The organism is Brevundimonas sp. (genome assembly GCF_024711105.1).
Classification (GTDB): domain Bacteria; phylum Pseudomonadota; class Alphaproteobacteria; order Caulobacterales; family Caulobacteraceae; genus Brevundimonas.
Genome location: NZ_JANJTL010000174.1, coordinates 1 through 24,218, shown reverse-complemented (window position 1 = coordinate 24,218; position 24,218 = coordinate 1). Strand labels below are relative to the sequence as shown.

The following is a 24,218-nucleotide window of genomic DNA, read 5'->3' as shown; positions in this document are numbered from 1 at the left end:
GACCGCTCTTGCCGGCCTGTTCAACGAGCATCGATCGCCGGCCAGCTGGTTCACCCTGACCGGCGGCGAGCGTCTGTTCAGCGCGGGCGATCCCGCCGACACCCTCTATCTGCTCCGCTCGGGCAGGCTGGGCGTGTTCCGCAAGGACGAGGGCAAGGAGACCGAGTTCGTCGGCGTGGTGAGGGGCGGCGAACCCGTTGGCGAGATGTCCCTGCTGGCAGGCACGGCTCACACCTCGACCGTCGTGGCGCTGCGCGACTCCGAGATCCTCGCCCTGCCTCGCGAGGCGTTCTTCGAGGCGGCGCGCAAGCACGCCGATGTCATGACCGAGCTGGCGCGCCTGATGATCCGGCGCACCCGTGACGAGGGCCGCAGCGCCGCGGACCCCAGCGTCTTCGGATTTGTCTCCATGAGGGGGCGGCCGATCCGCGCCTTTGTCGACCGGGTCGCGGCCAGCATCGTGGGACTGGGCTTCACCGTCCAGGTCATCGACCAATCGGCCCTGACCTCAGCAGCCGACTGGTTCAGCAGGGTCGAAGAGACCCATGACTATGTCCTCTACGTCGCCGAGAAGGAGGACGCCGCCTGGGCGCAGCTGTGCGCTCGCCAGGTCGACCGTCTCTTCCTGGTGGGCAACGCCCTGGCCCTGCCGACCGGCGAACCCCCCGGCCTGCCCTCGGATGACGAGGCCCATCGGCCGACCGACCTGATCCTGCTCAGGGACCCGGGCGTCGCGCCGGACAACGCTGCGGTCTGGATAGCGGCCCTGGCGCCGGCCCGCTGGTTCCACCTGCGCGAGGGCGACCCATCGGACGAGGCGCGGCTCGCCCGCGTGATCGCGGGTTGCTCGGTGGGGCTCGTCCTGTCAGGCGGCGGCGCGCGGGCCTATGCCCACCTCGGAGCGGTCCGAACGCTGCGCCAGGCCGGTGTGCCGTTCGACTTCGTCGGCGGATCGTCCATGGGCGCCGTGGTCGCGGCCGGCCTGGCGCTGGAATGGGACCAGGAGGAGCTGGAGACGCGCATTCGCCAGGCCTTCGTGGAGAGCAGTCCGCTCTCCGACATCGCCTTTCCCATCATCGCCATGACGCAGGGCCGGCGCGTTGAGCGCCTGCTCGAGGACCACTACGGAGAGACGGAAATGGCGGACCTGGCCGTGCCGATGTTCTCGGTCGCGGCCGACATAACCAATAACGGTTACCGGGTTCACCGCCAGGGATTGCTCCGCAAGGCGCTCAGGGCTTCGATTTCGCTGCCGGGCGTGCTGCCGCCCGTGGTCGACGGCGAAGCGGTGCTGGTCGATGGCGCGGTGATGAAGAGCTTCCCGGCCGACGTGATGCGCGCGCAACATCAGGGACCGGTGGTCGGCGTCGATGTCTCGCGAGCCCGTGGCGTAGATCCCGCTGTGCTGGAGAACCCCAAGTCGTGGTGGCGCTGGATTCTGTCCGGCGACTGGAAGTCCGGACCGCCGATCGTCTCGATCCTGATGCGGTCAGCCACCATTTCGACTTCGGCGGAGCTGGACGCCTATCGCAAGGCCACCGACGTACTGATCCTGCCGCGGCTGGACGGCGTGGAAATCCGCGACTGGAAGGCGTTCGAGCCTGCCGTGGCGGCCGGCGAGGCCGCCGCGCGCGAGGCGCTCGAGGCCCTGCACGGACCCGTCACCCATTTGCGCATCCGCAAGGCGGAGGCCGAACGCCGCGCCGACGAGATCGCCCTGGAGGCCTAGCCGACCAGACCTTGGGCCCAGCTCCAGGTCCGTTCGCCGATCTCCACGATGAGTTTCCAGACCAGCGCGAGGTATCCGATGCAGATGACCGTGCCGATCAGGCCCATGATCGCGGCGACGCCATCGCGCTGCATCACGGCGAACCCGAAGATGGCGATGGTGAAGGCCGGCAGCATGTCCCCAAAAGGCACCGGGAAGGCCAGCATGATGGCCAGCCCCAGACAGATCAGTCCGATCACCATCTGAGCCAGCGGGCCGGTCAGGGGCCTCATCCGGGGGCGCGACAGCCGCTCGATGAAGCGGACGGCTGGCAACACGCGGCCGAGGCCCGCGGCGTAGCGTTCGCGCGACACGGCCGCGTTGAGCGCCCACCTGGGCAGCCACAGCGTGTCCCGCTGCAGGGTGAGTTCAGAGGCCAGCAGCAGCAGCGGAACAGCGAAGACCACCTTGCCGCCCGGCGGCCAAGGCAGCAGGCTCATCAGCGAGATGAGGATCATCAGGGCGCCGAACGCCCGCTCCCCGAAGGCCTCGACCATCTCCTCGACGGTCAGGCGTTCGCCCCGGCGTCGGCCGAGCTCCTCCAGAACCTCCGAGAAGGTGCGGGAAAACGCCGGCGACGGATTCATGGGCGCTCCCGCTAGGCTCCACGCTCAAGATAAGCCCGGCCGTGGCGAAAGCTAGGCCGAGGCGTGCTCCGGCTTACCCTTGCGCTTGGTCGAAGCCATTTTCTCGAGCTCCTTCTCGCTCATGGACTCGGCCATCCCCTTGGACGGCCCTTTGAGCTTGGATTTCGGCGTATCGCCGCGCTTGGCGGACAGGGCCGCGCCGGCGGCCTTCTGTTGGGCTTTCGATTTGGCTGGCATGCGAACCTCCAGAGTTGCCGTCCTCAACCCGGAGAGTCGGGCCAGCGTTCCCCGTCGCGCCGCGGTCGGACACCGTGGTATCGAGGATCATGCGCCGCCCGTTGCCGACTGACGCCGAAGCCCGCGACATACTCGCGCGCAAGCGCACGCGTCCCAGACGTCGCCCCCCGCCCCCGATGGGCAGATCACTGGCTCCCTTCATCAAGCAACTGGATGAGCGGTTCGGCCAAGGCTCCGGTCAGCTGGAGGCCCGGTGGCCCGAAATCGTCGGCGAGCCCCTCTCCCGGGTGACTCAGCCGATCAGGCTGACGAAGGGCCGGGCTGGTCGGGGCGGCACGCTGGAACTCAGGGTCGTCGGACCGGCGGCGGCCTTCGTCCAGCACCAGAGCGCCGAAATTCTGGCGCGGGTGAACCTGTTCCTCGGCGACGGCGCGGCCGAGAAACTCCGCATCGCCCAGGGGCCGGTGAAGGTGCGCGCGCCAAAGAGCCAACCGGTCCGCAAAGTCGTCGACCGCCCGCTCGCCGCCGACCAGGAAGAAGCCCTGAACAGGGCCGTCGAGGCCGCGCCCTCGCCCGATCTTCGCGACGCCCTGCTTCGCCTGGGCCGCAACGTGCTCAAGGACGGTGGGTAAGACACCGCGACGCGTTGACAAATCTTCGCCTCACCTGTTCTCGAAGGTGATGCTCTTTAGGGCTGGACGCGGGGGAATCGCGCCAGACTGTCCAATCCAGCCGCGCCGGGAGGCCTGAATGCTGAAACTCGATCGTCGCTCGTCCCTCATCGCGGGTGTCCTGGCCGCATCGGCCCTCCTGATCGGCGCCTGCAGCGGCGACGGAGGAAGCGCCGGCGGCGGTGGCGCCGCCGAGGGCGACATGACCATGGGCTCCGCCGACGCGCCGGTCACGGTGGTGGAATACGCCTCGGTCACCTGCGGCCACTGCGCGGCCTGGAACGAGCAGGTCTTCCCTGAGTTCAAGAGCCGCTTCATCGACACCGGGCGCGTTCGCTATGTCTTCCGCGAGCTGCCCACGCCTCCGGCGAACATCGCCGTTGCGGGCTTCCTGGCGGCGCGCTGCGCCGGCGAGGACCGCTACTTTGCGATGATCGACGCCATGATGCGCAACCAGCAGGCCATGATCGCCGATCCGCGCGGCGAACTGCTGCGCATCGCCCGCACCGCCGGCATGACCGAGGAACAGTTCGACGCCTGCGTCACCGACCAGGAAGCCGCCGATGCGCTCGAAGCCCGGGTCCAGGCCGCGTCCGAGGCCGGCGTGACCGGCACCCCCTATTTCGTCATCAACGGCGAACACCTCGACGGCGCGCCCACGCTGGAGGCCTTCGAGACCGCCATCACCGCCGCAGCCAGCGCGGAAGGCTAGTCCATGATCCGGCGCGCCCTCCTTGCCCTGATCGCCCTGGCCTGGCTGCCGCTGGCCGGCGCCTCGTCTGCGCAGATCCAGGACCGGCGCGCCGACGACATGGCGATCGGCCGCGCGGACGCGCCGGTCACGGTGATCGAATACGCCTCGGTCACCTGCCCGCACTGCGCCCGCTGGCACGCCCAGGTCTTCCCGGAGTTCAAGCGCCGCTACGTCGACACCGGCCAGGTCCGCTTCGTCTTCCGCGAGATGCCGACCGGGCCGGTCGAGGTGGCGACCGCGGGCTTCATGCTGGCGCGCTGCGCGCCCGAGGGCCGCTACTTCGACGTGATCAGCCGGCTGATGCGTGACCAGTCCGCCATCCTCCAGCGTCCCTGGGACGGGCTGGTCGCAGTCGCCGCGGACTACGGCGTGACCGAGGCTCAGTTCGAGGCCTGCCTCGGGGACGAGGCCGGGGCCGCCGCGTTCAACGAACGTGTGGAGTACGCCTTCGCGCGCGGGGTCCAGAGCACCCCCACCTTCGTGGTCAACGGTCGCACGGTGGGAACGGGTGAGTTGACCCTGGCGCAGCTGGACGCCGCCATCCAGCCGCACCTGAGGCGCTGACGGCCCGCCGTGGAGTTCCAGCGCCTCCGCATCGTCGGCTTCAAGTCCTTCGTCGATCCCGTCGAGTTCCGGATCGAGCCGGGCCTGACGGGCGTGGTGGGGCCGAACGGCTGCGGCAAGTCCAACGTGCTGGAAAGCCTGCGCTGGGTCATGGGCGCCAACTCCGCCAAGGCCATGCGGGCGACCGGCATGGACGAGGTGATCTTCGCGGGCTCCTCGGACCGGCCGGCGCGCAACCACGCCGAGGTGACTCTCACCATCGACAACGCCGAGCGGCGCGCGCCCCAGCCGTTCACGGACTCGCCCCTGATCGAGGTGTCTCGGCGGATCGACCGGGGGGCCGGCTCGACCTATCGGGTCAACGGCAAGGAAGTCCGGGCGCGCGACGTCCAGTTGCTTTTCGCCGACGCCTCGACCGGGGCGAATTCGCCGGCCCTGGTGCGCCAGGGACAAATCTCCGAACTGATCGCCGCCAAGCCGCAGAACCGCAGGCGTATCCTTGAGGAGGCCGGCGGCGTCTCGGGCCTGCACACGCGCCGCCATGAGGCTGAGCTGCGCCTGCGCGCGGCCGAGGCCAACCTGGCGCGGTTGGACGACATCTCCTGCGAGCTGGAGATCCAGCTGAACCGGCTGAAGCGCGAGGCGCGCCAGGCCGAGAAATACAAGAAGATCGCCGCCGAAATCCGGGCGCTGCAGTCCGCCCTGCTCTATGCGCGCTGGGCCGACGCCAAGGCCGCGCTTCAGGCCGCCAACGAAGCGCTCTCCGAGGCGGACCGCGAGGTCGAGGACCGGGCGCGCGCCTCGACGCGCGCGCAGACCGCCGCCCTGGCCGCCGCCGAACGGCTGAAGCCGGCGCGCGAGGAGGATGCCGTCGCCGCCGCACTCCTTCACCGCATGACGCTAGAGCGCGACCGGCTGGACATGCTGGATCGCGCCGCGCGCGAGGCGGTCGAACGCCTGACCGACGACATCCGGCGGATCGGCGCTGACCGCGAGCGCGAGACCGAGATGCGCGACGACGCCGCCGCCCAGGTCGAACGCCTGTCCGAAGAGCTGACCACGCTGAAGGCCGAGGCCGCCGCCGCGCCGCAACGCGGGCCTGAGCTGCAGGCCGCGCTGGAGGCCGCCGAGGCCGGCCGCGCCCGGGCCGACGCCGAGGTCGAGCGGCTGGCCGGCGCCGTGGCGTCCATCGAGGCACGCCTGAACGCCGAGATCCAACGCCGCCGCGACGTGACCGATCGGCGGGCCCGCGCCGAACACGCCGTGGGCGCCGCCCGCGTTGAGCGCGAGGCCGTCGGACCGATGGAGACGCCGGAGATCACCGACGCCCGCTCTGCGCTCGACGCCGCGGTGGCCGCCCTGCAATCCGCCCGCGTCGAGGTCGAGACCGCCGACGCCGCCCGCTCCAAGGCGCAAGCCGCCGAGGGCCAGGCGCGCCAGGCCGCCCGCCAGCTCGAGGACCGGCTCAACCGTCTGACAGCAGAAGCCCGTGGTCTGGCCCAGCTCCTCGCCAAGGCGCATCAGGCCCAGGCGGCCGCGCTGGAATCGACCCAGGCCGAGAAGGGCTTCGAGGCCGCCCTGGCCGCCGCGCTCGGAGACGACCTCGACGCCGCGCTCGACCCCAGCGCCGCCGCCCACTGGGCGGGGGCGGAAGCCGCGCCGCCCGCCTGGCCCGCAGGGGTCGAGCCTCTCGCCGCCCACATCGAGGCGCCCGGCGCACTCTCTGCGCGTCTAAACTGGTGCGGTCTCGTGGATCGTCGCGAAGGCGACCGCCTGTCCCGGGGCCTTCCTGTCGGCGCGAGGCTGGTGTCGCGCGAGGGCGACCTGTGGCGCTGGGACGGCTTCGTCTCGCGCGCCGAGGCCCCCAAGCCCGCCGCTATCCGGATGGAGCAGCGCAATCGGCTCGCGGAACTCGAGGAGGAAATCGAGGCGCTCAAGCCGCAGGTGGCCGAGGCCCAGGCCGCGCTCGCGGCCGCCGCGGACGCCGTGAAGGCGGCCGACCAGACCCTGCGCGAGGCCCGAGCCCGTCCGGCAGAGGCCGAACGCGCGGTCGCCGCCGCCCGCAACACCCACGACGCCCTATCGCGCGCCCAGGCCCAGCGCGAGGCCCGCGCCCAGGCGCTGGACGAACAGCTGGTGCGGCTCGAGGCTGAACTCGCCGCCGCCCGGCAGGCTGAGGACGCCACGCCGGAAGGCGAGAGCGGCTCCACCGCGCTCGACGGTCTCAAGACCGAACTCTCCGATGCCCGCGCCCAGGCCGACGAGGCCCGCTCAGCCGCCGCCGCCGCCCGCCTCGAACGCGACGCCGAAGCGCGCGAGCGCGAAGGCCGAGCCCGGCGCCTGGGAGCCGTAGAGCGCGAAGTTCATGGTTGGACCGCCCGGGCCGCGTCCGCCGCCCAGCGCCTGGAACAGCTCGACCGGGAAGAGGCGCGCGTTCGCGCCGAGCTCACCCGCGCAGAGGAGGCCCCCGCCGAAATCGCCACCAAGCGCGAGGCCCTGGTCGACCAGTTCGCCGAGGCCGAGCGCCGCCGCTCCGCCGCCGCCGACGCCCTGGCCGAGGTGGAGGGCCTGGCCGAGGCCGCGGACCGCGAGAGCCGCGCCTCCGAGCGCGCCGTGGGCGAGGCCCGCGAGGCCCGCGCCGGCCTGGCGGCCCACGCCGAGGCCGCCGCCCTCCGCCTGGGCGAAGCCGACCAGCAGGTCCGCGAGGCCGCCCGCATGGCGCCCGAGGAGCTGGGCCAGAAGCTGAAGGAAGACGCCGTCGCCCTCCCCGCCGACGCGGCCGGCGCCGAGTCCCTCCTGTTCGGCCTGGAGCGCGAGCGCGAGGCTCTGGGCGCCGTCAACCTGCGCGCCGAGGAAGAGGCCGCCGAACACTCCGAACGCCTGCAGTCCATGAAGCTGGAGCGCTCCGACCTGACCGGCGCCATCGGCAAGCTGCGCGACGGCATCGACGAGCTGAACGCCGAGGGCCGCGAGCGCCTGCTGGGCGCCTTCGAAACCATCAATGGCCACTTCCAGACCCTGTTCACGGCCCTGTTCGGCGGCGGCCAGGCCGAGCTGAAGCTGGTCGAATCCGACGATCCGCTCGAGGCCGGGCTGGAGATCTTCGCCTGCCCGCCCGGCAAGCGGCTGTCGACCATGAGCCTGATGTCCGGCGGCGAGCAGGCCCTGACCGCCACGGCCCTGATCTTCGCCGTCTTCCTGGCCAATCCAGCGCCGGTCTGCGTGCTCGACGAGGTCGACGCGCCGCTGGACGACGCCAATGTCGACCGCTTCTGCCGCCTGCTCCAGGAGATGCGCGGGCGGACCGACACCCGCTTCATCGTCATTACCCACAATCCGGTGACCATGAGCCGCATGGACCGCCTCTACGGCGTGACCATGCCCGAGCGTGGCGTGAGCCAGCTGGTCAGCGTCGACCTGACCCAGGCCACGGAACTGGCGGCCTAGGCCAGCCGCCCGACGATGGCGCGGCGCTCGGGCGCGCCGGGGACGACCGGGCTCAGAACCATCCGACCCTCACGGAACGCGGTGAGAGCTCCCCTTTCCGGCCGCCATCCGGTCAGGCGATCGCCGTCCGGAGCGAGCAACAGGCCGCCGCAGGCTGAGGCGCGATCCTCCAGATCCAGCACGAAGCCGTCGCCGGGCGGGAGGCCCGCCGCTTCGTCCCACCAGCGCAGGTCATGGATGTCGCCCAGCGCCGCCAGTCTCGCTCCGACCTCTGCTTTCGGACACTCCGCCCCCTCGGCTTGAAGGCGGGCCCACTGGGCGCAGACGTCCATCGCCGCCACCCCGCGCAAGCGCAACCAGCCGGCCGTCGTCAACTTCGCAGCCGTATCCTGCCCTCGAACCCTGGTCATGGTCGCCGCCATGAGGCCCCGCCCCAATTCCGCCTCGAACCTTACAGGACCGTAACGTCCGCGCAACCGTTCAGGCTCAGGCGTAGGGTTCCCATCCTTCAGGTCTGCGGGCCCGCAGCCAGCCGGTGATGGCCAGCCGAGGCTCCCCGGCGAAGGGGGCCACGATCGAAACCGCGTGCCGCTGCGGCACCCTGAAGATGTTCAGCGAGTTGAACGCCGGCATATAGCCCTCGGCCACGTGGTCGTCTTCGTCGAGGAAAAGCAGCATGCCGCCCCAGTCGGCCCGCCAGCGCGCGGTCAGGTTCAGGACGTAGGCGAACAGCCTGTCCCGGCCCGGCGCCTCGTCGTCGTGCGCGGTCAGGAAATGTCCCGGCAGGTAACGCGTCGCCATGCAGTCGGCGTAGACGATGCGCGGCTCGCCGGTCAGCCGCCTCACGAACTGCAGGAAAGCCTCTCCGTTGAGGAAATCGCGCACCTGGACCAGGGCCGGCGAAATATCCTGCCCCTTCAGCGTGTCCTGGCTTATGCGCACGGTGTCGAACATGTAGCGAAAGGCGTCGGTGGCCGAGGCGTAAACCTGCGCCTCCAGCGCCGTCCGCTCGTCTGCCGCCATGGCCTCGAGCTCGGCCATGGGCATGTCGTAGTCCTGCCCCGGCCCCAGGTGGATCGCGCGCCGCCAGCCATCCGCCTTGCGCACCCCGGCATGGAGTTCGAGCGCGTCCTCGGCCCGAAGGAGCCCGGGCAGATGCAGCCGGCCGAAGCGCTTGAAGACGGGCGCGACGGCGTCCGGATCCAGCCCCTTGTCCAGCCTCAACACCGAGCGCGCCCCTGCAAATCAGTCGCACGGGATGGGCCGACGCGCACGCCGCGCCAAGTTAATCTTCCGTCAGAAACAGCGATTTGTCAGGCGTCGGGCGAGAGGATGAGGAATGTCGTCTGGGCTCCGCCGCCGGGCAGGCCCCAGGCGATGCGCAGGCCCGACGGCACGGCCTCGGTCTGCATCGGGCCGGTCGGCCGGATCGGCGTGAGGTCGAGCGCGTGCTCGACCTGGACGTCGGCGATCACGAGCACGCGATGTTCGCCCGCAGGGAGGGTGGCGCTGGGCGTGAGGGACCAACGGCCCGTCGCGTCCGCCTCGGTGACGCCCTGGCGTACGCCGTCGATACGGACTTCGACCTCGGCTCCCGGCTCGGCGACACCCGACAGGGCCACACCGCCGCCCGCGTCGACATCCACCACGGCCAGAAGCGGCGCCGGGCCCACCGGAAGGGACGCATCGCCGGGACGGAGCATCACCGCACGCTCGGGCGCCGCCGCCGGCGACATCAGCCAGCCGTCGGCCGGAATCGCCTGGCCGGCCCTCTGGACGTTCACCGAGAACAGACGGTCGGCCGCGCCGTCCGCATTCAGGCTCAGTTCGAACACCCCGCGCGCGTCGGTCGTCACGCCGTGCGCCGTGCCGTTCATCTCGATGAGCCGGATGCGCTCGCCGGGCTCGGCCGAGCCGATCACCGTAAGCCCGCCCGTGTCGCTCAAGCGAACAGCCGTCACCGCCGGCGGGCTGGCGTAGGCGTCGTCCTCGGCCGCTGGCGCCTCGGCCTCCCGCGCGCCCCCGCTGCAGCCCGTCAGGACCGCCAGCATGGCAAGGAGGGGAAACAGGGTCAGGCGCATCTGTCGCTTCCGCTAGGTGTCGGCGCGGGGCTTTGCTAGACGAACGCTCCCCAGGCTCCAACACCCAAGGTTTCCGCCGAATGACGACCGCTCCCGCCCGCCTCGACTCGGTCTGCGTCTTCTGCGGGTCTTCCATGGGCTCGGACCCCATCTTCGCCGAGGCGGCCCGCGAGCTCGGCCAGGCGCTGGCGGCGCGCGATATCCGCCTCGTCTACGGAGGCGGCGGCGTCGGCCTCATGGGGGAAACCGCCCGCTCCGCGCACGCGGCCGGCGGGCGGGTGCTCGGCGTCATGCCGGATTTCCTGCGCGCCAAAGAGCGCCTGCTGGACGAGGTCGAGACGGTCGTCGTGCAGAGCATGCATGAACGCAAGGCCATGATGTACGACGCCTCGGACGCCTTCGTTGTCGCGCCCGGCGGCATCGGCACGCTCGAGGAGGCCGTCGAGGTGATGTCGTGGCAGCGCCTTAGCCTGCACGACAAGCCGACCTACTTCCTCAACGTCGACGGCTTCTGGGACAATCTGGTCGCCCTGCTGCGCCACAACGTCGAGGTCGGCATGACCCCGGCCTGGTTTGTGGACAGCATCGTGGTGGTCCCAGATGTTTCTGCCCTGATGGCCGCGCTCGAGGACAGGTTCGAGGCCTGATCGCCGCAGTTTGCCTATCGGGGGTATCTCAACCTAGACTGCGCTTGGGTTGGGGGTAGTCATGCGCCGATCGACGATTATCGCCCTGGGCGCATCGGCGGGAATGGCGGCGCTACTCAGCGCCTGCGGCGGCGATCCCATCCTGCGGCATCCCTCGGCCTTCGGGACCGAGTGCCAGGCTCTGATCGAGGCCCGCGGCCTCGACAGCCACGCCGGCTACGATGCGCCCCCGCCCGTGACCTGCATCCCGGTCTATTTCGCGACCAGCCGGGCTATCGAAAACATCTCCGGCGATGACGGTGTGCTCGGCGCCGCAGACGCCTATCGTGATGCAATAGGCCCGCTGAGCTACGGCGTGGCCGACGTCTGGCTGCCGGGCTACGTCGAGACGCGCGAGGGCGTGCGGGAGCGCCGCTCGGGACACCGCCCGATCGCCGAGGGAGAAGCTCCTGGGGTGGACCGGGAGCCCTATTTCATATTCGTGACGCGCATCCAGGCGACGGAAGAAGCCGACTTCTTTCGGCGCGCAGGCGCAGAGACCGAGCGGCGCGACGACGCGGTCATGCTCTTCGTGCACGGCTACAATGTGCCGTTCGAAAGCGCCCTGCTGTCTGCGGCGCAGGTCAACCATGACCTCCGTATCGAGACCGGCATTGATCCCGGCGCGCCATTGGCCTTCATCTGGCCCTCCCAGGCTCGGCTCCTCGGCTATTTTGAAGATGAGCGGAACGCCGAGGCGTCGGAGCCCCTCCTGCGGGCCTATCTCGACCGGGTCATCTGTGAGCTGCACCCTCGCCAGCTCAACCTGATCGTCCATTCCATGGGCAATCGGGTGGTGGCTGGAGCGCTGGACGGCCTGATTCCCAGCTGTCCGACCGACGAGATCACCGTGCGCATCGTCATGGCGGCGGCCGACATGGATGTGGCGACGTTCGAACGCCTCGCCGACGAGTTCGCCCGCCTTGACGCCGATGTCACAGTCTATGCCTCCGGACGCGACGTCGCGCTGTGGGCCTCGAACCTGATCCATCTTCGGGGCCGGGTCGGACAGGTGATCTTCGATCGGCCGGTGGTCCGGGACGCGCGTGAAGTTTCGCCCGAGTCCACCTCGGTGATCGACGCCACCCTGGTGTCCACCACCCTCGATGTGCTGGGTCACGGCTACTACTCGAACGACGCATCGATCCTCGGCGACATGGGTTGCGCGATAGAGGGCCTTCCGCCCGAGGATCGCCACCTCGTGCAGGCGTCCTTGCGGTCGCGGCTGGCGGAGGTCTGGTATCTCATCTCGCCGGACAGCCAGCCTGACCAGCTCTTCTGCAATCCGCGGCGGGTCACCCTGCCGGCGGCCCCGGGCGAGGTCGGCGCGCCGCCACCGCCGCCCCCTCCGCCCCCTCCGCCTCCGCCGCCTCCGCCGCCCCCTCCGCCCCCTCCGCCCGCCTGGCAGGCGCGCGAGTACACGGTGATCTTCGACTGGGATCGCTACGACCTGACGCCCCAGGCCGAGGAGATCGTCCGCCAGGCCGCCGCCCACGCCCGGGCTGGCGGGGCGACCCGGATCCGAGTGGTCGGGCACGCCGACACGTCCGGCTCGGCGGCCTACAACCTACGCCTGTCGCAACGCCGTGCGGCCGCCGTACGGGACGCCCTTATCCTCCAGGGCCTGAACGGCGCCTCGATCTCGACCGAGGGTCGCGGAGAGAGCGACCTCGCCCGGCCGACGGCCGACGGCGTCCGCGAACCGCTGAACCGCCGCGCCACAATCGACATCAACCGCTAGCGCCACACCCGTCCGGCGTCACTTGCGCTGGGTAGATGAACATTGATAACCTATCGCCGTACAGTCCGGTTCGTTGTTTTTCGCAACGCGCCTTGACAGTTCTCTTTAACAACGCACTATGCCCCCGCGCCGGAAGCGGCGCGGACATCCACGGAGCCTCCCCATGCGCATCCTGACCGCCGCGGCCGTGATCGGCCTGGCCATCGCCGGCTCGGCCACCGCCCAGACCCGCACCTCCTCCTTCACCCTGCAGAACACCGCCATGACCCCCACCGAGGCGGTCATCATCGACGGCGCCAGCTGGCGCTGTGGCGACGACAACGTTTGCGTGGCTTCGGGCCGCGGCGCCGAACAGCCGGCCACTCGGGCCTGCCGCCGCGTCGTCGCACGGGTCGGCGCCCTGGCGAGCTTCACCTGGCAGGGCGTGACCCTGTCGGCCGACCAGCTGGCGACCTGCAACACGGCCGCCGCCTGATCCTTTCACCTTCGGTGAAATCGTAGCGCCCGCCCGGTCTTCCGGGCGGGCGTTTTCGTGTCAGCCGCCGCGCAGCCGCTCGAGGATGCGCTCGCGGCCGATCAGCGGCAGCAGCAGGCTCATGTCGGGCCCCTCATCGCGGCCCGTCAGCGCCTGGCGCAGGGGCAGGAACAGTCCCCTGCCCTTGACGCCCGTGGCGGCCTTGACCGCTTCGGTCCAGCGCGACCAGGTCTGGCCGTCCGGCTCCGTCCCCGGGGGCACGGCTTCCTCGAACGCCAGGATGGCCGAGGCCTGGAAGGCGGCGTCCGGCAGGCCCGGCCCGCGCACGCGGCCGGTCAGGGTCTCGGCCCAGTCCTTGGCGTCGCGGAAGCGGCCGATGTTCTCGCGGATCGCCAGCCAGAAGCCCTCGCCCAGGTCGCAACCCAGCGCCTCCAGCCGCGGCCGAGCCGTCGCATAGTCCATGGCGTGCAGCGCCTGGGCGTTCAGCCGGTCGAGGTCGGCGGTGTCGTACCGCGCCGGCGCCCGGCCGAGCTTGTCAAAGGAGAAGCCCTCGGACAGCGCCTCCAGCGAGGCGACGAACTCCACCGCATCCGACGTCCCGATGCGGCCGAGATGGCTGGTGATGGCGGCGGGCTCATAGCCCTGCTCGCGCATCTCGCTGATCGACAGGGACCCGAGCCGCTTCGACAGGGCCTGGCCGTCAGCCCCGATCAGCAGGGACATGTGGGCGAAGGTCGGAACCGCGGCGCCGAGCGCCTCGAAGATTTCGATCTGGGCGCCCGTGTTGGTGACGTGGTCCTCGCCGCGCACGACGTGGGTGATGCCCATCTCCACATCGTCAACCACCGACGGCAGGGTGTAGAGATAGAGGCCGTCCTCGCGGATCAGCACAGGGTCGGACAACGAGGCGGTGTCGACCTCGCAGCGGCCGCGCACCAGGTCGTCCCAGACCACCCGCTTGCCGTCCAGCTTGAAGCGCCAGTGCGGACGGCGGCCCTCGGCCTCCAGCGCGGCCTTCTGCTCGTCGGTCAGGTCCAGCGCGCTGCGGTCGTAGATCGGCGGCTGGCCGCGCGACAGCTGGACCTTGCGGCGGCGGTCCAGTTCTTCCTGGGTCTCATAGCAGGCGTAGAGCCGGCCCATGGCCTTCAGCTTCTCGGCGGCTGCGGCGTAGTGGTCGAAGCGCTTGGACTGGTTGTAGCGCTCGCCCCACACCAAGCCGAGCCAGGTCAGGTCGGTCTCGATGCCGGCCTCGTTCTCGGGCGTGGACCGCTCCAGGTCCGTGTCGTCGATGCGCAGCACGAAGACGCCGCCGTTCGCCTGGGCGAACATCCAGTTGACGAGCGCGGTGCGGACGTTGCCGACGTGGAGCTTTCCGGTCGGAGACGGGGCGAAACGGACCTTGACGGTCATGGCGGGCGAACACCTTGAAATGCGGAGCGCGTCAGTCGCGCTCCACACAGCTCAAGTCAAGGCGACGGCGGCGCGCCGAAAAGGATGCGCAGGCCGCGGCGGTAGGCGTCCGGCGCGTTGGCGGCATGGGTTCCGCCCTCGATGCGGACGCCGTGCAGGCTCCAGGGGCGGTCGGGCCGGGCCTCCCAGGTCGACAGCCACAGCGCGGCCTCCTCCTGCAGGTCGGGACGATCCAGCGTGCCGCTGGTGACGATGAGCGACAGGTCCTCGCGCCGGCCCCCCGCCGCCGGTTCGAGCAGGCTTTCGATGCCCGGGGTGATCGACGGATTGCTGGCGATCCGGCCCCAGAACAGGTCCGGATCGGTGATGGCCGAATACAGGACCATCGCGCCGCCCCGCGACTGGCCGAACAGCACCCGCCGGGCGGGGTCCGACCGATAGCCGGCCTCTATGCGCGGGATGAGTTCGGTCCTCAGGAAGCGCTGGAAGGCGGCCGCGCCCGCGGCCTCGGCCGTGACGCCCGCGCCCGGAGTCTGGAAGTCGATGTTCCGCCGATTGATCTCCGGCGAAAAGCCGCCGTAGGCGATGCCTACCACGATGGCCTCGGGCGTCCTGTCATCATAGGTCAGGAACAGGTGGTTGGCCGCCAGGATCGGGAACAGGCTGTCCCCGTCCAGCAGGTAGACGGTCGGATAGAGCCGCTCCGACGCGGGATCGTAGCCGTCCGGCAGCCGGACGTAGATGTGATACGGCCGCCCGGTCGCCTCCGACTGGATCGGGAAATAGTCGCCGCGCAGCGCCGGCAGGTGGTCCAGCGGTGTGACCGCCGGCTGCGCGGCGGTAGGGGCCGGCGCAAGCAAAGCGAGCAACAGCACGACGGCTCCGACGCGTCGGAGCCAGGCCAAGTTCAGTCGTCCCGGTGGACGCGTTCGCGGCGCTCGTGGCGTTCCTGGGCCTCCAGGCTCAGGGTCGCCGTCGGCCGCGCATCGAGACGGGCCAGGCCGATCGGCTCGCCGGTCTCCTCGCAGTAGCCGTAGGAGCCGTCCTCGATGCGGCGCAGCGCCTCGTCGATCTTGGCGATCAGCTTACGCTGCCGGTCCCGCGTTCGGAGCTCCAGCGCCCGGTCCGATTCCGAAGACGCCCGGTCCACCAGGTCCGGGTGGTTCTCCGTCTCGGCTTGCAGGTTGACGACCGTCCCGCGGGATTCCCGCAGGATCTCGTCCTTCCAGACCAGCAGCTTCTTGCGGAAATAGTCGAGCTGTCGCTCGTTCATGAACGGCTCGTCGTCTGACGGCCGATACGCGTCTTCGACGAAATCTGACCTCAAAGCGGTCATCTAACCCCTCACGCTTACAGCGCCCCCTGAGAAGCGAGGCGAGCCATACACAGGGGCGGGAGTCGGTTCAACGTCGCAAACCTGACTTCACGGAAGCTTGCGCTCAGAGGCCGAAGAACCGTGTCTTTCTGGCCTCAGGCGGATGTCCGGTAGCGGACTTTAGCCAGCTCCACGGCCGCGCGGGTGTCGATGTGGTCGAGCAGATCGGCCAGTCCGGGATCGTCCACTTGGTCGCGCTGCTCGGCCGAGGCGTGCGCGAGCGCCTGGAGCGCCGAGGCGCCGTCCTCGCCCGAAAGCATCGCCAGCTTGAGCGCATCGAGCCTGTCGAGCAGCCCCCCGCCCCGGCGCATGGCGCGCCGGCGACGCTCTTCGGGTCCCTCGGCGGCCTGCAAGGCGAGCAGAGCCTCCACCGAGCCCACCCCCGCAACGCCCGCCAGCGACGCCGTCGCAGGAGGCGCCGCGGCGGTTCCGCCGGGGACGGAAAAGCCGCCCTGCGCCTGCCTCGGACGCGAGGAGGTCTGGGACGAAATCGGGCCGGGACCGGAGACCTTCATGTGGCCAAGGTCGGCTTCGCCGGTCACCGCGAGGTTAACGCCTCGGCAGAATCTGCCGCGCGGCGCCCCGACAGCGTCATTAACCAATCCTCGCGCTGATTTCATTGATGAAATAGCCCAACAGGCTGGCATGGAATTCGCAGGCCTGGAGGCGACTTATGCTTAACAGGCGCATTTCCATGGCCCACCTCCTTCGAGTTCTCGGCGTCGCCCTGGCCGTGATGGCTTTCGGTGCCCCCGCGATGGCCCAGTCGAGAATCAAGGACATCACCTCGGTCGAAGGGGTCCGGACGAACCAGCTCATCGGTTACGGCCTGGTCGTCGGGCTGAACGGGACGGGTGATTCGCTCCGGAACTCCCCGTTCACGCGTCAGAGCCTGGAAGCGATGATGGAGCAGCTGGGCGTCAACATCCGGGACGCCAACGCAAACACCCGCAACGTCGCCGCCGTCATGGTCACGGCCGAGCTGCCGCCTTTCGCCACGCCGGGCTCGCGGATCGACGTGACCGTCTCCACCATGGGCGACGCCCGCAACCTGATGGGCGGCACCCTGCTGGTCACCGCGCTCACCGGCGCCGACGGCCAGGTCTATGCGGTGGCGCAAGGCTCGGTTCAGACGGGCGCGGTCGCCGGCTCCGGCGCCTCTGGTTCGTCGGTCACCCGTGGCGTGCCTACCGCCGGTCGGATCGCGGCGGGCGCCGTGGTCGAGCGCGAGACCGGGTTCGACCTGTCGTCGATGCCGATCGTGCGGCTGGCCCTGCGCAATCCCGACTTCACTACAGCCCAGCGGATCGCCCAGGTGATCAACGCCGTCCACCCCGGAACCGCCTACGCCGAAAACGGAACGGTCGTCGCGGTGCGGGCCCCGGCGGGGCGCGACATGGCCAGCTTCCTGTCGGGGATCGAGAACCTCAGCGTCCCGGTGGACAGTCCCGCCCGCGTGATCATCGACGAGGTCAACGGCGTCATTGTCATGGGAGACGACGTGCGCATCTCCACGGTCGCCATCGCCCAGGGCAATCTGACCATCAGCGTCCAGGAAAGCCCCGCCGTCAGCCAGCCCGAGCCATTCTCACGCGGCGAGACCGTGGTGGTTCCTCAATCCGACGTGAGCGTGGAAGAGGAGCGCGGCCGCGAGCTGCGGATCGTCAACCAGGGCGCTTCGCTGTCCGACCTGGTCAACGGCTTGAACGCGCTCGGTGTCAGTCCCAGGGACATGATCTCCATCCTCCAGGCCATTCGCGCCGCCGGGGCCCTCCAGGCCGAAATCGAGGTGATGTGATGAGCGATCTGGCCGTCTCTCCGGACCTTGTCCGCTCCGTCCTGCCCCAGGTCCCAGCCGGCGCCGACTCTGACCGGCTGCGCCAGGTAGCCGAGGACTTCGAGGCGACCTTCCTGGCCCAGATGCTCCAGCCCATGTTCGCGGGCCTGTCGACCGAGGCCCCGTTTGGCGGCGGTGCAGGCGAAAACACCTGGCGATCGTTTCTCGTCGACGCCATGGCGCGCCGCGTAGCCTCCGGCGGCGGGATCGGTCTGGCCGACCAGGTCCAGCGCGAGCTGATCGCGCTCCAGGGCGGGCCCCTCTCCCAGCCGGAGGCCGTCTGATGGCCCTGTTCGCGGACAGCCCCGACGATCGCGTCGTCCAGCTCATCACCCTGACGGAGCGGCTGACCGAGCGTCTGGCCGACGAGACCCGCGCCTTCGAGACACGCCGACCGCAGGACGCCGTACCCGGCCTGGAGGAGACCCAGCGCCTCGCCAACGTCTATCGCCACGAGTCGGCGCGGGTGAAGGCGGACCGATCCCTGATCGACGGCGCCGACCTGAAACAGCGCATGGCTCTTATGCGCGCGACCGAGGCGTTCGAGGCCGTGCTGGGCCGTCACGCCCGCGCGGTCGAGGCTGCCAGGACGGTCTCCGAGGGCCTGCTTCAGGCCATCGCCGCCGAGGTCGCCCAGGCGCGCGCGCCGGCCCGATACGGGGCAGGCGGCCTTGCCGCCGACAGCGACATGCGCGCGGTCACCCTGAACCGCCAGGCCTGAGGTCGATCCGGCGCCTCACGCCGATGGCGTCAAGGAAATCGGCGTCGTGGCTGACCACCAGCAGCGCGCCGTCGTAAACCGACAGGGCCGCCTCGACCGCGGTGATCGAGCCCAGGTCCAGGTGGTTGGTCGGCTCGTCCAGGATCAGCAGTTGCGGCGGCCGCGCGCCCGTCATGACGCAAGCCAGCGCCGCCCTCAGCCGCTCTCCGCCCGACAGGGTCGAGACCTCCCGCTGCGCCGCCACGTTGCGGAACAGAAACCGCGCCAGCGCCGCATACGCTTCATTCAGGGTCGTCTCCGGATTGATGCGCCGGTAGGCCTCGACGAGTGTCTCGCCGGGACTTAGCAGCGCGGCCTCCTGATCCAGCAACGCCGCCTCGACCGGACGGCGCACCACGCCGGCTGACGGCTCCAGGAGGCCCCCCGCCAGTTTGAGCAGAGTGGTCTTCCCCGCCCCGTTCGGCCCGATGACCGCCACCCGTTCAGGTCCCACGATCTTCAACGACGTCGGAGGCAGGACGGCGCGTCCGCCGGGCGCGCTCCAAGTCGCCGCATCCAGCTCCAGCACGGTCTTGCCGGCCGCCAGTCCGCTCGACGGCATCGGGATCGACAGGGCGCGCACGCGCTCCACGCGCTCCCGCGCCTCAGCGAGGCTGGCCTCGGCTTCGCCGCGGCGGCGCGCGGCCAGCCGATGCTCCCGCGCGCCGGAAATCTCGGCCCGCTCGGCCATGGCGCCCAGCAGGATCTTCGGCTCGGAGCCCTTCATGGCGAAGGCCCTGCCCGCGCGGTCGCGCCGCGCCTTCTTCTCGACAGCCCGCTGCGCCTCGCGATCGACCTGCGCGCGATGCCGCTCGGCGGCGTCCAGCTCGCGTTCGGCGGCCGCGCGCTCCGCGGCCTTGCGCTCGGCGTAGAGATCGTAGTTCCCGCCGAAGACGGCCGCGCCGAGCGACGACAGCTCCACGATCCGGTCCATCCGACGCAGCAGGCCGCGATCATGGCTGACCACGACCGCCCCGCCCCTCCAGCGCTCCAGCACCTCGGCGATCAGTCGCCGCGCATCGACATCGAGGTGGTTGGTCGGCTCGTCGAGGACCAGCAAATCGGGCTCGGCCATCAGCAGGGCCGCCAGCCGCAGACGGGTCTGCTCGCCGCCGCTGAGGCTGACGGTCCGCCGGTCCAGGTCGAGGCCCGCCAGGCCCACCTCGGCCAGACACTGCGCGACGCGCTCCTCCAGCGTCCAGTCGGCTTCGGCGAGATCCGCCTCGGTCCCCTCCCCGGCCAGCACGCGCCGCACCACGCCTAGTCCCGCTGCGACGCCGAGCGTGTCGGCCGCGGTCTCATCAGGTCCGATGACCGCCGATTGCGGCAGCCAGCCGACGGTGCCGGCGCGGCTCACCGCGCCCTCGGACGGCGCCGCCCGACCGGCGACAAGCCGCAGCAGCGTGGTCTTGCCCGCGCCGTTGCGGCCGACGACGCCGGTTCGCTCGCGCCCGAAGGCGAGGCTCAGATTGTCGAATAGAGTTTGGCCGTCAGGCGTGCGGGCCGCGACGCTGTCGAGCGTCACGAACGCGGATGCGGATGGCCTGGGGCTGAGTTCGGAGGAGGGCATAGGCGAGCACGAGCAGCGGAGCGGAAAGGGCGAAACCGATTTCCAGCGTGCTGATCATGACCGTTGGGCCTCCGTACGAACTCGATACGTTTTCACAATGGGGTCGGACGGCGAGGCGCGCAAGCCTGAGCTAGCCGGCCAGCGCCAGATCGAGCGGCGCGTCCGTTTCGGGATCGCGGGCAGCCGCCCGGACGGGCCTGGCATGGGCCTCGGGCCAAAGTTCGCGCCGGACTACGCGCCAAAGGCTGTTGACCTCGAAGGCCGCCTGGCTGTCGGGCCAAGCTTCCTGCGCGGCCAGGCCCCTCGCGGAGGCCGACTGGTAGGCGCTGCGCATCCGCAACCCGACCGGGCAGATCGGCAGGCCGTAGTCCGCCAGCTGCTCCAGCGCCTGGCGGATAGAGCGGGGCTCCTCGCCGTTCCGCCGCGCCGGCGCCTGGTTCAGGACGAACAATCCCCGCTTCCGCATGTTGACCACGGCCTCGACCGAGCGGGCGATGGAGCGGATGTCGTAGAAGCTCGGCCGCACCACCAGCAGGCACAGGTCCGCCGTCCGCACCGCCTCGCAGGTCTCGCTTTCACCGCCGGCCCGGGTGTCGAGCATCAGCAGGTCGGTCTCTCCGCGAGACGCGGCCTGGCGCGCCGCGAACAGGGCGCCGATACGGCCCTGCTCGACCCTTGGCCCGACCCGGTGCTCCGGGCGCTCGCGCCGCCAGTCGATGGCCGAACGCTGCGGGTCCATGTCGAGGATCAGGGTGCGTCGCTTCTCCGCCTCGGCCGCCACCGCCAGGTGCGTAGCCAGGGTCGTCTTGCCCGTCCCGCCCTTCCTCGAGAGCACCGCCAAGGTCTGCATGCGCGCCGTCCCGCCGCGTTTGGCGACGGTCCCTGCCGAAGTGGATTTCAAAGCTGACCGGCGCCCGTCTAGGACCGCCGTTACCGGACAGGGTTAAAGCGAATCACCCCGCCCGCGTCAAACCAAGGTTCTGCGACGTGGCTGGAGGCGTTCGCCGCTGGTCGGTCCCTCCGTTTCCAGCAGAGTCGGAAATACGACGTTAGCCAAGCGGTTCGACGGATTCTTCACAGCTTGGCCGTAGTCCGTCCCCATGTCGCATCGGTCACGACTCCTGGGCCTGGCCTTCGTGGCGTCGGACTTCCTGATGGAAATCGACGAGACGCGCACCGTTCGTTTCGCCGCAGGCGCCGCCGCCGTGCCGGGCGCGGACGCGGCGCCCGCCTATGAAGGCCGCCCCCTCGACGAGATTCTCTCCCGCGCCTCTGCCTGGGAATTCCGCCGCGTGCTGGCCGACGCCGCTCCGGGGCGCAGGCTCGGGCCCATCGACGTGCTGGTCCGTTGCGGCGACGGGATGGTCCGCAAGGCCGTCGTGCGGGGGTTCTGCGCCCCTCAGCTGGCTCCGTCAGTTTCCCTGGGCCTCTGCTGGGAGGGATCTCCCTTCGCCCTGCACGCGCCGCCCCTTGCGACCAGCACGGACTTCCTGAACCGGACGCGCACCGCGATGAGACAGGCGTCTGAGCCGATGGCCGTCTCTTTTGTCGAAGTCGCCGGCCTCTCCGTCCCGCCGACCTCCCAGGTCATGGATGTCGTGGCTTCGACGCTGCAGGAAGCGTCCATTGACGGCAGCTCCGCCGCCCAGCTCTCCGAAGACCGCTTCGCCGTCCTTAGATCCCAGGGCGACACGCGCGATCTAGCCGACCTTCTGCGCGAGGCCTGCGCGGCCGAGAACGTCAGCATCGCCCCCGTCGTGGAGCAAGGACAGCTAGGATCCGACCCGCTGGCCGCCCTGCGGGCTCTGCGCTACGCCATCGCCGAATGCATCGCCGAGGGGCCCGCCGAGTCGGCTCGCAACTTCTCCTCGCGCGTCGCCCAGACCCTCAGGGACGCGGCCGAATTCCGGCGCATCGCCCGTGAGCAGGCCTTCGAGGTCCACTTCCAGCCGATCGTGAGCCTCGAGTCCGGGGCCGTTCATCACCATGAGGTTCTGGCGCGCTTCGCCTCAGGCGACACGGGCGAACTGATCCGGATGGCCGAGGAACTGGACCTGATCCGGTCGTTCGACCTTGCCGTGCTGGCGAAAGCGCTGCGGGCGCTGCGCCAGCCCGGCGCCGGCCTTGCCAAGCTGGCGGTCAATGTCTCTGGCGCTTCCCTGGCCACGGACGACTTCGTGCTCGCCCTGCTGCGGCGAACCTCGGCCGAACCGGACGATCGCAGGCGCCTCATGGTCGAAGTGACCGAGACTTCGGCCCTCGAAGACCTTCCGGCCGCCCGCCGCCGGCTCGAGCGCCTGCGCGACGCGGGCGTGAAGGTTTGCATCGACGACTTCGGAGCAGGCGCCGCCTCGTTTGAATATCTGCGCGCGCTGTCGATCGACATGGTCAAGCTGGATGGTTGCCTGACCCGCGCCATACTGACCGATGAGCGGTCCCGGACCATGGTCGCCCATATCGTTGACCTCTGCCGCACGCTGGGGGTTCGCACCGTGGCCGAACAGGTGGAGACCGAGGATATCGCCCAGGCGCTGAGGTCCCTGGGCGTGGACATGGCCCAGGGCTGGCGATACGGCCGGCCCACGCCGGAGCTGGTGACCCGTCTCCCCGAAACGCTTCCCACGCGTCGGAAGGGCGCCATATCCGCCTGGGCTTGACGTTCGTTCTTTGTTCTTGCTGAATCCCCGGAAGTGATACCCATATAGCGGCGTTGCACCGGAGCCTTTGCGGCCCGGTCTGAGTTTCCGGATTCCATGAGCGACCAACAGGCCTTCATCCGCGTGCGCGGCGCGCGCGAACACAACCTCAAGGGCGTCGACGTCGACATCCCGCGCGGAGAGCTGGTGGTCATCACCGGTCTTTCCGGCTCGGGCAAGTCGTCGCTCGCCTTCGACACCATCTACGCCGAGGGCCAGCGGCGCTACGTCGAGAGCCTCAGCGCCTACGCTCGCCAGTTCCTGGAACTGATGGGCAAGCCGGACGTCGACCTGATCGAGGGCCTGTCGCCCGCCATCTCGATCGAGCAGAAGACCACCAGCCGCAATCCGCGCTCGACCGTCGGCACGGTGACCGAGATCCACGACTACATGCGCCTGCTGTGGGCGCGGGTCGGGGTCCCCTACTCGCCCGCCACCGGCCTGCCGATCGAGAGCCAGACCATCAGCCAGATGGTCGACAAGCTGGCCGCCCTGCCCGACGGCGAGCGCCTGCTGCTGCTCGCGCCCGTCGTGCGCGATCGCAAGGGCGAATACCGTAAGGAAATGGCCGAGTGGCAGCGCCAGGGCTTCCAGCGGGTCAAGATCGACGGCGAATTCTACGCCATCGAGGACGCGCCGACCCTCGACAAGAAGTTCAAGCACGACATCGACATCGTCGTGGACCGGATCGTCACCCGTGCCGGCCAGGAGAGCCGCTACGCCGACAGCCTCCAGACGGCCCTGGGCCTGGCCGACGGCATCGCCGTGGCCGAGTGGGCCGACGTCAAGGAGGGCGAGACGGAGCCGCGCCGGCTGATCTTCTCCGAACGCTTCGCCTGTCCGGTCTCCGGCTTCACCATCGCCGAGATCGAGCCGCGCCTGTTCAGCTTCAACAACCCGGCGGGCGCCTGCCCCGTCTGCGACGGCCTGGGCCAGAAGCTGACCTTTGACGCCGACCTCATCGTGCCGGACCGCGACAAGACCCTGCACAAGGGCGCGATCGCACCGTGGTCGCGCGGCCAGTCGCCCCTCTACACCCAGACGCTGCAGGCGCTCGCGCGCCACTACGGCTTCTCCATGGACAAGCCTTGGCGCGACCTGCCGGAGCAGGCGCACCAAGTCATCCTGCACGGCTCGGGCGGGGACAAGATCAAGTTCGTCTATGACGACAACGCCCGGAAGTACGAGGTCTCCAAGCCCTTCGAAGGGGTGATGCCCAACCTCGAACGCCGCTGGCGTGAGACCGACAGCGCCTGGGTCCGCGAGGAGCTGGGCCGCTTCCAGTCGGAAACGCCCTGCGAGGCGTGCCTGGGCAAGCGCCTCAAGCCCGAGGCCCTGGCCGTGAAGGTCGCCGACCTCGACATCGGCGAGGCCTCGCTGTTCTCGATCAAGCAGGCCCACGCCTGGTTCAGCGGCCTGGAAGCCGACCTCACCGACACGCAGCTCGAGATCGCCCGGCGGATCCTGAAGGAGAACAACGACCGGCTTGGTTTCCTGAACAACGTCGGCCTGGACTACCTCAGCCTCAGCCGCGCCTCGGGCACCCTGTCCGGCGGCGA

At 70.1% G+C, this 24,218-nt stretch carries 24 protein-coding genes and 1 pseudogene; 13 read left to right on the top strand and 12 right to left on the bottom strand.

Annotation, left to right across the window (positions count from 1 at the left end; all coding sequences use genetic code 11):
• Window positions 1–1,729, top strand: a 1,729-nt coding sequence (locus Q0M60_RS13975) for a patatin-like phospholipase family protein (protein WP_296820627.1), incomplete at its 5' end; no start/stop codon positions are given.
• Here the strand turns inward: Q0M60_RS13975 and Q0M60_RS13970 are convergent.
• Window positions 1,726–2,355, bottom strand: a complete 630-nt coding sequence (locus Q0M60_RS13970; protein WP_296820624.1) for an exopolysaccharide biosynthesis protein — start codon at window positions 2,353–2,355, stop codon at window positions 1,726–1,728. The two genes, Q0M60_RS13975 and Q0M60_RS13970, sit on opposite strands and share 4 nt — an antisense overlap.
• Before the next feature lie 51 nt (window positions 2,356–2,406).
• Window positions 2,407–2,592, bottom strand: coding sequence for a DUF3008 family protein (locus Q0M60_RS13965; RefSeq protein WP_296820623.1), 186 nt, complete (start codon window positions 2,590–2,592; stop codon window positions 2,407–2,409).
• A gap of 176 nt (window positions 2,593–2,768) precedes the next feature.
• Here Q0M60_RS13965 and Q0M60_RS13960 point away from each other — a divergent pair, with 176 nt between their 5' ends.
• The 4 genes from Q0M60_RS13960 (at window position 2,769) to smc (ending at window position 8,028) form a co-directional block, all read left to right on the top strand.
• Window positions 2,769–3,224 (top strand): DciA family protein, encoded by a 456-nt coding sequence (locus Q0M60_RS13960; protein ID WP_366855999.1) that lies wholly within the window; start codon window positions 2,769–2,771, stop codon window positions 3,222–3,224.
• A 118-nt stretch (window positions 3,225–3,342) separates the two neighbouring features.
• Window positions 3,343–3,975, top strand: coding sequence for a DsbA family protein (locus Q0M60_RS13955; protein ID WP_296820619.1), 633 nt, complete (start codon window positions 3,343–3,345; stop codon window positions 3,973–3,975).
• A 3-nt stretch (window positions 3,976–3,978) separates the two neighbouring features.
• On the top strand, window positions 3,979–4,581 hold the full coding sequence (locus Q0M60_RS13950) for a DsbA family protein (RefSeq protein ID WP_296820616.1): 603 nt from the start codon (window positions 3,979–3,981) through the stop codon (window positions 4,579–4,581).
• 9 nt (window positions 4,582–4,590) lie between these two features.
• Window positions 4,591–8,028, top strand: a complete 3,438-nt coding sequence (smc, locus tag Q0M60_RS13945) for a chromosome segregation protein SMC (protein ID WP_296820613.1) — start codon at window positions 4,591–4,593, stop codon at window positions 8,026–8,028.
• On the opposite strand, the gene Q0M60_RS13940 is transcribed toward smc, so the two are convergent.
• The 3 genes from Q0M60_RS13940 to Q0M60_RS13930 all read right to left on the bottom strand — a co-directional run bounded on the left by Q0M60_RS13940 (window position 8,025) and on the right by Q0M60_RS13930 (window position 10,109).
• On the bottom strand, window positions 8,025–8,438 hold the full coding sequence (locus Q0M60_RS13940) for a hypothetical protein (protein ID WP_296820611.1): 414 nt from the start codon (window positions 8,436–8,438) through the stop codon (window positions 8,025–8,027). The genes smc and Q0M60_RS13940 overlap by 4 nt on opposite strands.
• Window positions 8,439–8,514: 76 nt before the next feature.
• The gene (locus Q0M60_RS13935; RefSeq protein ID WP_296820609.1) at window positions 8,515–9,252 is read right to left on the bottom strand and encodes a 2OG-Fe(II) oxygenase family protein; all 738 of its coding nucleotides are present in this window, start codon (window positions 9,250–9,252) and stop codon (window positions 8,515–8,517) included.
• A gap of 89 nt (window positions 9,253–9,341) precedes the next feature.
• Window positions 9,342–10,109: a hypothetical protein gene (locus Q0M60_RS13930; RefSeq protein ID WP_296820606.1), complete on the bottom strand. Its 768-nt coding sequence runs from the start codon at window positions 10,107–10,109 to the stop codon at window positions 9,342–9,344.
• Between the two features lie 80 nt (window positions 10,110–10,189).
• Here Q0M60_RS13930 and Q0M60_RS13925 point away from each other — a divergent pair, with 80 nt between their 5' ends.
• From Q0M60_RS13925 to Q0M60_RS13910, 3 genes are all read left to right on the top strand, one after another.
• On the top strand, window positions 10,190–10,756 hold the full coding sequence (locus Q0M60_RS13925) for a TIGR00730 family Rossman fold protein (protein ID WP_296820603.1): 567 nt from the start codon (window positions 10,190–10,192) through the stop codon (window positions 10,754–10,756).
• A 61-nt stretch (window positions 10,757–10,817) separates the two neighbouring features.
• On the top strand, window positions 10,818–12,536 hold the full coding sequence (locus tag Q0M60_RS14465) for an alpha/beta hydrolase (RefSeq protein ID WP_366855996.1): 1,719 nt from the start codon (window positions 10,818–10,820) through the stop codon (window positions 12,534–12,536).
• A gap of 163 nt (window positions 12,537–12,699) precedes the next feature.
• The gene (locus Q0M60_RS13910; protein ID WP_296820600.1) at window positions 12,700–13,011 is read left to right on the top strand and encodes a hypothetical protein; all 312 of its coding nucleotides are present in this window, start codon (window positions 12,700–12,702) and stop codon (window positions 13,009–13,011) included.
• A gap of 60 nt (window positions 13,012–13,071) precedes the next feature.
• On the opposite strand, the gene gltX is transcribed toward Q0M60_RS13910, so the two are convergent.
• The 4 genes from gltX to Q0M60_RS13890 form a co-directional block, all read right to left on the bottom strand.
• Window positions 13,072–14,421 (bottom strand): glutamate--tRNA ligase, encoded by a 1,350-nt coding sequence (gltX, locus tag Q0M60_RS13905; protein WP_296820599.1) that lies wholly within the window; start codon window positions 14,419–14,421, stop codon window positions 13,072–13,074.
• Window positions 14,422–14,477: 56 nt separating this feature from the next.
• Window positions 14,478–15,326 (bottom strand): alpha/beta hydrolase-fold protein, encoded by an 849-nt coding sequence (locus tag Q0M60_RS13900; protein WP_296820597.1) that lies wholly within the window; start codon window positions 15,324–15,326, stop codon window positions 14,478–14,480.
• Window positions 15,327–15,328: 2 nt separating this feature from the next.
• Window positions 15,329–15,757 (bottom strand): RNA polymerase-binding protein DksA, encoded by a 429-nt coding sequence (gene dksA / locus Q0M60_RS13895; protein WP_296820594.1) that lies wholly within the window; start codon window positions 15,755–15,757, stop codon window positions 15,329–15,331.
• A 134-nt stretch (window positions 15,758–15,891) separates the two neighbouring features.
• A complete protein-coding gene (locus tag Q0M60_RS13890; protein WP_366855993.1) occupies window positions 15,892–16,338 on the bottom strand; it encodes a flagellar assembly protein FliX in 447 nt (148 codons plus the stop codon).
• A gap of 152 nt (window positions 16,339–16,490) precedes the next feature.
• Here Q0M60_RS13890 and Q0M60_RS13885 point away from each other — a divergent pair, with 152 nt between their 5' ends.
• From Q0M60_RS13885 to Q0M60_RS13875, 3 genes are read left to right on the top strand one after another with little or no spacing between them, the layout of a single operon-like run.
• Window positions 16,491–17,594 carry a flagellar basal body P-ring protein FlgI gene (locus Q0M60_RS13885; protein WP_296820592.1) on the top strand — a complete coding sequence of 368 codons (1,104 nt, stop codon included), beginning with the start codon at window positions 16,491–16,493 and terminating at the stop codon, window positions 17,592–17,594.
• Window positions 17,594–17,917, top strand: a complete 324-nt coding sequence (locus Q0M60_RS13880) for a rod-binding protein (protein ID WP_296820591.1) — start codon at window positions 17,594–17,596, stop codon at window positions 17,915–17,917. Before Q0M60_RS13885 ends, Q0M60_RS13880 begins: the two co-directional genes overlap by 1 nt.
• Complete coding sequence (locus tag Q0M60_RS13875) at window positions 17,917–18,354, top strand: flagellar basal body protein (protein WP_296820589.1); 438 nt, start codon at window positions 17,917–17,919, stop codon at window positions 18,352–18,354. The genes Q0M60_RS13880 and Q0M60_RS13875 overlap by 1 nt, the downstream gene beginning before the upstream one ends.
• On the opposite strand, the gene Q0M60_RS13870 is transcribed toward Q0M60_RS13875, so the two are convergent.
• The 3 genes from Q0M60_RS13870 to Q0M60_RS13860 form a co-directional block, all read right to left on the bottom strand.
• A complete protein-coding gene (locus Q0M60_RS13870; RefSeq protein ID WP_296820587.1) occupies window positions 18,332–19,918 on the bottom strand; it encodes an ABC-F family ATP-binding cassette domain-containing protein in 1,587 nt (528 codons plus the stop codon). The genes Q0M60_RS13875 and Q0M60_RS13870 overlap by 23 nt on opposite strands.
• Complete coding sequence (locus tag Q0M60_RS13865) at window positions 19,884–20,021, bottom strand: hypothetical protein (RefSeq protein WP_296820585.1); 138 nt, start codon at window positions 20,019–20,021, stop codon at window positions 19,884–19,886. Before Q0M60_RS13865 ends, Q0M60_RS13870 begins: the two co-directional genes overlap by 35 nt.
• Before the next feature lie 72 nt (window positions 20,022–20,093).
• Complete coding sequence (locus Q0M60_RS13860; protein ID WP_296820583.1) at window positions 20,094–20,813, bottom strand: AAA family ATPase; 720 nt, start codon at window positions 20,811–20,813, stop codon at window positions 20,094–20,096.
• Window positions 20,814–21,063: 250 nt separating this feature from the next.
• Between Q0M60_RS13860 and Q0M60_RS13855 the strand changes: the two genes are divergently transcribed.
• Both Q0M60_RS13855 and Q0M60_RS13850 read left to right on the top strand, forming a co-directional pair.
• On the top strand, window positions 21,064–22,620 hold the full coding sequence (locus tag Q0M60_RS13855; protein ID WP_296820581.1) for an EAL domain-containing protein: 1,557 nt from the start codon (window positions 21,064–21,066) through the stop codon (window positions 22,618–22,620).
• Window positions 22,621–22,716: 96 nt separating this feature from the next.
• Window positions 22,717–24,218, top strand: a pseudogene (locus tag Q0M60_RS13850) (excinuclease ABC subunit A); the annotation flags it as partial.